9 protein-coding genes and 1 pseudogene are annotated in these 6,446 nt (G+C 62.8%); 4 read left to right on the forward strand and 6 right to left on the reverse strand.

Going from position 1 to position 6,446, the window contains the following annotated elements:
• Window positions 1-275: pseudogene (locus GPT33_RS15880) on the forward strand (hypothetical protein); the annotation flags it as partial.
• 13 nt (window positions 276-288) lie between these two features.
• Here GPT33_RS15880 and GPT33_RS15885 read toward each other — a convergent pair.
• Window positions 289-477, reverse strand: coding sequence for a hemin uptake protein HemP (locus GPT33_RS15885; protein ID WP_296810750.1), 189 nt, complete (start codon window positions 475-477; stop codon window positions 289-291).
• Window positions 478-887: 410 nt separating this feature from the next.
• On the opposite strand from GPT33_RS15885, the gene GPT33_RS15890 reads away from it, so the two are divergent.
• Together GPT33_RS15890 and GPT33_RS15895 are read left to right on the forward strand one after the other, a co-directional pair.
• Window positions 888-1,118, forward strand: a complete 231-nt coding sequence (locus GPT33_RS15890) for a hypothetical protein (RefSeq protein WP_296810752.1) — start codon at window positions 888-890, stop codon at window positions 1,116-1,118.
• Between the two features lie 20 nt (window positions 1,119-1,138).
• Entirely contained in the window at window positions 1,139-1,747 is a 609-nt protein-coding gene (locus GPT33_RS15895) for a DUF1016 N-terminal domain-containing protein (protein ID WP_296810755.1), read from the forward strand.
• 122 nt (window positions 1,748-1,869) lie between these two features.
• Here the strand turns inward: GPT33_RS15895 and GPT33_RS15900 are convergent, their stop codons facing one another.
• The gene (locus GPT33_RS15900; protein WP_296810757.1) at window positions 1,870-2,502 is read right to left on the reverse strand and encodes a hypothetical protein; all 633 of its coding nucleotides are present in this window, start codon (window positions 2,500-2,502) and stop codon (window positions 1,870-1,872) included.
• Here GPT33_RS15900 and GPT33_RS15905 point away from each other — a divergent pair.
• A complete protein-coding gene (locus GPT33_RS15905) occupies window positions 2,495-2,746 on the forward strand; it encodes a JAB domain-containing protein (RefSeq protein ID WP_296810761.1) in 252 nt (83 codons plus the stop codon). The two genes, GPT33_RS15900 and GPT33_RS15905, sit on opposite strands and share 8 nt — an antisense overlap.
• Window positions 2,747-2,772: 26 nt before the next feature.
• Here GPT33_RS15905 and GPT33_RS15910 read toward each other — a convergent pair whose 3' ends face one another.
• The 4 genes from GPT33_RS15910 to GPT33_RS15920 form a co-directional block, all read right to left on the reverse strand.
• A complete protein-coding gene (locus GPT33_RS15910) occupies window positions 2,773-4,341 on the reverse strand; it encodes a sigma 54-interacting transcriptional regulator (protein ID WP_296810763.1) in 1,569 nt (522 codons plus the stop codon).
• Window positions 4,342-4,391: 50 nt separating this feature from the next.
• The gene (locus tag GPT33_RS18915) at window positions 4,392-4,634 is read right to left on the reverse strand and encodes a zinc ribbon domain-containing protein (protein WP_083829290.1); all 243 of its coding nucleotides are present in this window, start codon (window positions 4,632-4,634) and stop codon (window positions 4,392-4,394) included.
• An 89-nt stretch (window positions 4,635-4,723) separates the two neighbouring features.
• Window positions 4,724-5,377, reverse strand: coding sequence for a carbonic anhydrase (locus GPT33_RS15915; protein WP_296810766.1), 654 nt, complete (start codon window positions 5,375-5,377; stop codon window positions 4,724-4,726).
• Between the two features lie 364 nt (window positions 5,378-5,741).
• Window positions 5,742-6,446 (reverse strand): protein adenylyltransferase SelO family protein (locus tag GPT33_RS15920; protein WP_296810769.1); only part of this gene is annotated, 705 nt, incomplete at its 5' end.

Genomic DNA, 6,446 nt, shown 5'->3' on the forward strand with positions numbered 1-6,446 from the left:
TCGAAGAAGGCGTCGGCACCGATCGCGCCGACCTGTCCGTCATCGCTCGAACGGTCGCATCTACCCCGGAAATCTCCGCGGTGGCCCTTGATCCCGCTGTGGAGTCGGCAATCGAGCGCGCCGTCGCACGCCAGATTCGGCCATTGCGCGAGCAGCTCGTCGCCGCGGAGGACCGGATCCGTCTCCAGGACATCCTCGGCGGCATCGGGTACATCATGGGTCTCACCGGATTGGCACTCTGGTGGAAAAGTCGCCGTCGGTTCGGTTCGGCCTGAGTCTCGCGCTCGCCTATTTCGTCAAGATCAGTTTGTTGTTTCGCGTCATCCTCAGGATGTAACGATCGCCCGCGTGATCGATCAGCAATAGGTTGTTGCCGCGCAGCAGGGCGTTGCTGTCGATCCGCGGCAGGTCTGCGCGCATCGCGGCGGCGGACTGTGCGCGTTGACTCGGGCTTTCGGACAGGGATTCTCTCGGCATGGCCGTCACTCCGCGTGAGTCAGTTTACAAATGCGAATCGTTGTTATTAAGGTTATGACGCGACCCGTCCGCTGTCAAGTCGTCGCGCCAATCGCCATCCGCCCGCGTCGAGGGCGGGTCCGTCCGCTCGGATCGACGCAGAGATCTCTCCTTTCAGTGCCTTTGGTCAGGAAATACCGCGTTCCCGGATATTCCAAAGGGACGACGCGCACTCCGCCCGCGATCGCGTTCCCCGATACCGGGTGAAACCTGGCAGAATTCAGGGCTTCTGCGATCGACGGGCCTGAACCTCGGCACCCCGTTCTCTACCCGATTGTTCGAAACCCAGCCCATAGGTCATCTCGGTGTCGCTGTTCCTCAACAAACCCAAGCTCGACAATCTCGCAGGCGACATCTGAAAGTCGGCCGATGTGAAGGACGACGAATACATCCCCTTCGGCGAGGACATCGAGGCGTTTCTGGACCGCGAGATCGCCAAGCCGATTACCCGCTGGCAGGACAGCCCGCAGCTCGGCTACGAAATCCTGCCGAACAAGTACTTCTACCGCTACCAGCCGCCCAAGCCCGCGAATGAGCTGCTCGCCGAATTCTGGCGGCTGGAGAAGGAGGCGGAGACGCTCTTGGAGGGGTTGGCGCAGTGAAGAAGGACGCCGGTTCAGACATGATCGTAACCTCGGAATACCGGCAGTTTATCGGCGATCTGAAGGCACGGGTCACCGCCGCGCGTCTCTCGACCGCGCGTCATATCAATCGCGACCTGATCAATCTCTATTGGGACATTGGACAAGCGATTGACGAGAAACAGGCGGTCATGGGTTGGGGCGAATCCGTTGTCGAGGTGATCGCCCGTGATCTGAGTGCGGCCTTTCCCGGGACGACCGGGTTTTCGCCCCAAAACGTCTGGCGGATGCTTCAGCTCTATCGGACCTACACGGATGCTCAATTTATCTCACAGCTTGTGAGAGAGTTGCCGAAAGACGAGCTGATTCGCGAACAAACGGAAACCCTCTCACAGCGCGTGAGAGATCTGGTCGCGGCCGTTCCGTGGGGGCATCATGCCAACGCACTGGCAAAGCTGAACGACCCGGCGGCCCGTCTATACTACCTTCGGGCTACCGCCCGACTCGGCTGGTCGCGCAATGTCCTGCTCAACCAGATCAAGGCCGGGGCTTACGAGCGGGCCAAGGTGGAGAACAAGACCCACAACTTTGACCTTGCCCTGCCCGAGCATCTTTCGGAGCAGGCGGACGTTTACATGCCGAGATCCTGAGCGCGGGCCCATTCACGCAGGCCGACGCCCGCGACTTCGTCGACAGGGTCGCGAGCGCTACGGATGCTCAGGTGCAATTCCTCGTGAGTGCCCTGCGCGTGCGGTTCCAGGCCCACTTTCCGTCAGGCGACGACCGCAAGGGCTACGTCTATCTCTTGGCCAGACTGGTCAAGGCGTTCCACTTCTTGACCTGCTTCGTCACCTATCCGCAGGAGATCCGCGAATTTGTCGCCTTCGCGGCCTATGTCGGTCCCCAGCTCATCAAACCGGGCAGCGTCTCGGAGCTGATGAAGCAGATCCGTCGAACCGAGGTGATCAAGGCCGCCGTCGAGTATCAGGGTGAGGTGCGACACGCAGGCGGCGAGGTGAAGCTCCGCCCCGGCGGTGCCAAACGGGGGGCGGGGCCGCCGCCGCGGAAGATCTCCGTCCAAGACATGATCGAGGAGATTCGGAGCAGGTTTGCCATCAGCGACGAAGAAGCGCTCCACATCAAACAGGTCACCGAGCAAAAGGTCGCTGATCCGACCATCCGCGGGACCGTGCAGGCGCATCGCGAGGACCGGCTCTACCTCGAAGGCGCCTATCGCGGACAAGTGAACGGCGAGATTCAGAGCATCTACAGCGATCTGGCGCGTTACGAGGAGCTGGCCGATCTCAAATACACCGACACCGGCGGTATCTTCGACATCATGGCTATCACGGTCATCCAGCATCAACGGGGCGAACGAGATCATCAACATCCGGGTCGTGTCCATCGGTCTGGTCGACCGCACGCACGTTCATCCGCGCGAGGTCTTTGCCGACGCCTTGACCGACCGTGCCTCGGCCGTCATCGTCGCCCACAATCATCCCGCCGGGAGTCTGGAGCCGTCACCGGCGGATCTCGAGGTGACCCGGCAGCTCAAGGCCGCGGGTGCCCTGCTTGGAATCGGGTTGCTCGGTTACATCATCTTCAACCGCACGGCCTACTTCAGCTTTCTCGAGGCGGGGCGTCTTTGACGAGCGACGGCGCAGCCGTCGCGACTCTACCTGTAGTCCGCAGCCCTGAGTCCTTGCGCCTTGAGCTTCATGCGGACCGCTCTCGGCGTGATACCCATCTGAGTCGCGATGTGATCGACATTGCCGTGACTGAACTTCAGGGCCCGGATGAGCGTGTCGACCTCGGCCTGCTTGGCTGCTTGCTGTTTGCGTGTTCGCCATGCCGGGACGGATTCGCTCGGCGCAGTCACCGGGACGTCGATGTCGGTAATCCGAGCATCGGCGGCGAAGATGAAGGCGCGTTCGAGGACGTTTTCCATCTCCCGAATGTTGCCCGGCCAGGGGTAGGAGAAGGCTTTCAGGCGAGCGGCTTGAACCAATGTCTTTTCGCTCGTGGCGTAGCGTTGGGCGAGCTTGCGGAGGATGTGCGTGATCAGGGCGTCGATGTCCTCGGTGCGCTCGCGCAACGGGGGGATCGCGATCGGTACGACGTTGAGTCGATAGAAGAGGTCGCGGCGAAAATGTCCCGCGTCGACCATCGCCACGATCTCTCGGTTCGATGCGGCGATGATCCGGACATCCGAGCGCAGGGAGCGCTTGCCGCCGACGCGTTCGTACTCGCCTTCCTGAATCACACGCAATAGCTTGGCCTGGGCCGAAAGCGGGAGCGAGTCGATCTCGTCGAGGAAAAGCGTCCCTTTTTCGGCACGCTCGAAATAGCCGTGATGCACCTCGTAGGCCCCCGTGAAGGCGCCTTTCTCGTGCCCGAAGAGGGCCGTTTCGACTAGGTTCTCCGGGATGGCCCCGCAGTTGACCGTGACCATCGGCTTGTCGCGACGCACGCTGAGCCCATGCAGTGCGCGCGCGACGAGCTCTTTGCCGCAGCCGGTCTCTCCGGTGATCATGACGGTGACGTCCGTGGGGGCGACGATCCGAACCGCCCGCAGTGCATCGCGCATCGCCGCCGACTCCGCGACGATCGGCTGCAGGGCTGCATCGGGGCTGCCGATACCGACCGGCGGCGGGCACCAGTTCTCGCGCAGTCGCCGGTGAACCTTGGGTGTCATGAACGTGGTGAGGTTTCCCGAGGTCAGGCGCTCGCCGTCCGCCCGGTATTCGGTCCCCTCGTTTCGCGCGGCAAGCTGCGGATCCAGATAGATGCAGACGTCGCAGGAGCCATCCCCGCCCGCGATCGTCTGTCGAAGCTCCACCTTCGCATAGCCGAAGTGGCGCGCGGCGATTCCGCCGAAGACGCTCGACGTCATCCGGCAGAGCGAGGGTGCATGCTTGACCTGCTCGCCGAAGGGGCATCGGCTGTTGACGACTCTGACCGTGCCGGCCTCGCCGGAGGCACGGGAAAAGCGCCCGCCGATCTGGTTCTTGATCTCGACGATCAGGTCGGCGTAATGGTCCCGGTCCATCGGCCGGGGCGAGCCGAGGACCTCGCGAGCCTTCTCCTCCAGACAAACGCCGGCCGTCAGGCCGATCTGCTCGATCTGCTCGAGGTGAGCGGCACAGCTGGGGCATTCGGCCCGATCCATCGCCTTGGCGATCTCAGCCACGAAGGATTGAAGAAAGGCGACCGCGCGTGACGGTGATCCAGTCGCTTCAGGCATGTTCGATGCTCGATCAGGTCAATCGTTCGGCGCGAAAGAAGAAGGCGCCCTTATGAGTGCCCGCACCCGCATCCGGGACCATGCTGGTGCCCCCGCGACGTGTCGGCAGGCTGCAGCGAGCGAACGGCCTGATCGCGACCCCGGGCCATTCGGCCGTGTACCGCGGGTGCGGACAGAAAGACTCGAGCCGTTTTGGCCCCGCAGGCGGGGCAGGGTGGCGGTTCGGCGCTCATGGCTCGGGAGCTTTCGAAGGAGGTTTGGCAGCAGGTGCACTGGTAGTCGTAGATCGGCATCGGAGCACTCTCTATTGATGTCAACGCTCGTTGTCGAGCAAGTGTCGTGGAGCGAGGCAAGGCGGCGCCCGAGCCGGGCGCCGTTTCGATCAACGCCAGCGGTTGGGCTGCGGCGTCGTGACGCCGAACTGCGCGGAGGTCACATCCGTGCGGGCGCGCTTTTCGTCATCGAGCACGGGCGGGCGCAAGCGCCGGGTCTCCACCTCCCAGACCCAGCCGCTGACGACCACGTCCTTCGGGATCAGCGGGTGATTTCGGAAGGTCTCCACCGTCTTCATGCAGGTGACGTCCACATCGTCCATCATCCCGATCCATTTCGCGAAGCCGCCCGGCTCGAGCTTCAACTCGGGCAAGGTCGGATCCAGAGTCAGCTCGTCGATGTCGACCCCTTTGGCCCGGAGTGCCGCTTCCAGGTCCTTGGCGTTTGCCGACAACATCCCGCATTGGGTGTGTTGGACGATCACGATCTCCTGTGTTCCGAAGAAGTTGCAGGTGAGCATCGCCGATCGGATCGCGTCGTCCGTGACGATCCCGCCGGCGTTGCGGAAGCAATGGGCATCGCCGCCGCCGACCGGGCTGTCGACCCGAATCCCGAGTGCTTCATCGACCGGCAGGCGTTCGTCCATGCAAGCCAAGACCCAGAGCCGCCGGTTGTTGGGGCCGTCCGGTCCGAAGCGGCGCCGCGTCGCCCAATGGTCATAGGCGTCGACACGTGCGGAAATCTCGTCTTTCAGATAGCTCATCGCGTTTCTCCTACCCTCAGTTGGTGTTCTGGTTGGCCGAGAACGGCAACCTGAGCTCCGCAATGCGTGTGCCAGGGTGGACGATGATCATCATCAATGACTTAGTGTAGCGGTTGGATTTGGTTTCGTCGTCGGTTTGGGTGAAATCCGAGAAGACTTAAATTAAAACAAAATGTTGTGATTGTGAACTAAAGCTTCCGAGATGGAAGTGCGACTTCCGGCTTGGCGCGAAACCCATCTCAGGTTTTTCCCTCTTGGCCGACGATGAAGAGGAGTCAGCGGCCGGGTAAGCCGGATCGGACATCTCGAAGATCACTGCGCCATGGCTGGAACAAGATGATCGGCGTTCTCCGGCGCTGTCGAATCAGGTCCCGCAGAAGGTCTTCAGCACGCGCTCCTCGTTCTGCGGCGGCTCGGTGTAGCCGGCGATCTCGGGGCGATCCTCGTAGGGGCGCTCGAGGACGCGCAGGATGGCTTCGAACGGCCCGAAGTCATTTTGCGCCACGGCCGCATTAAGCGCCTGCTCGACGCGATGATTGCGTGGAATCACTGCCGGATTGGTGTGGCGCATGCGCGCGGCGCGCTCGGCCGGGGGTTGAGGGTCCCGTTGGAGACGTGCGCGCCACTGCGCGGCCCAGGTGTCATAGGCTTGCCGGTCGATGAACAGATCGCGCACACCGTTGCCCGCCCCGGGATCCGCGGCCGCATCGCAGAGGCGGCGGAAGGTCAGTGTGAAGTCGGCACCGGATGCCTTCATGGCGTCCAAGAGCCCGTGGATGAGGTCGACATCCTCCGGCTCGGTGGAGGCGAGGCCAAGCTTGTGTCGCATGCCGGCGGTCCAGTGTTCCTCGTAGCGGCCGAAGAAGCCGCGGATGAGGTCGGTTGCCTGTTGAATCGCGGCGTCCGATGCGCCGTCGATCAAGGGCAGCAGGGTCTCGGCGAAGCGGGCGAGGTTCCACTGGGCAATCCCCGGTTGATTGCCGTAGGCGTAACGGCCGCCGCGGTCGATCGAGCTGAAGACGGTCGCGGGATCATAGGCGTCCATGAAGGCGCAGGGGCCGTAGTCGAT

This window comes from Thiocapsa sp. (assembly GCF_011390875.1).
Classification (GTDB): Bacteria; Pseudomonadota; Gammaproteobacteria; order Chromatiales; family Chromatiaceae; genus Thiocapsa.

Excerpts from the sequence above, each read along its gene's own strand:
- GPT33_RS15885 (WP_296810750.1), bottom strand. The coding sequence starts at position 477 with ATGCCGAGAGAATCCCTGTCCGAAAGCCCGAGTCAACGCGCACAGTCC.
- GPT33_RS15895 (WP_296810755.1), top strand. The coding sequence starts at position 1,139 with ATGATCGTAACCTCGGAATACCGGCAGTTTATCGGCGATCTGAAGGCA.
- GPT33_RS15900 (WP_296810757.1), bottom strand. The coding sequence starts at position 2,502 with ATGGACACGACCCGGATGTTGATGATCTCGTTCGCCCCGTTGATGCTG.
- GPT33_RS15910 (WP_296810763.1), bottom strand. The coding sequence starts at position 4,341 with ATGCCTGAAGCGACTGGATCACCGTCACGCGCGGTCGCCTTTCTTCAA.
- GPT33_RS18915 (WP_083829290.1), bottom strand. The coding sequence starts at position 4,634 with ATGCCGATCTACGACTACCAGTGCACCTGCTGCCAAACCTCCTTCGAA.
- GPT33_RS15915 (WP_296810766.1), bottom strand. The coding sequence starts at position 5,377 with ATGAGCTATCTGAAAGACGAGATTTCCGCACGTGTCGACGCCTATGAC.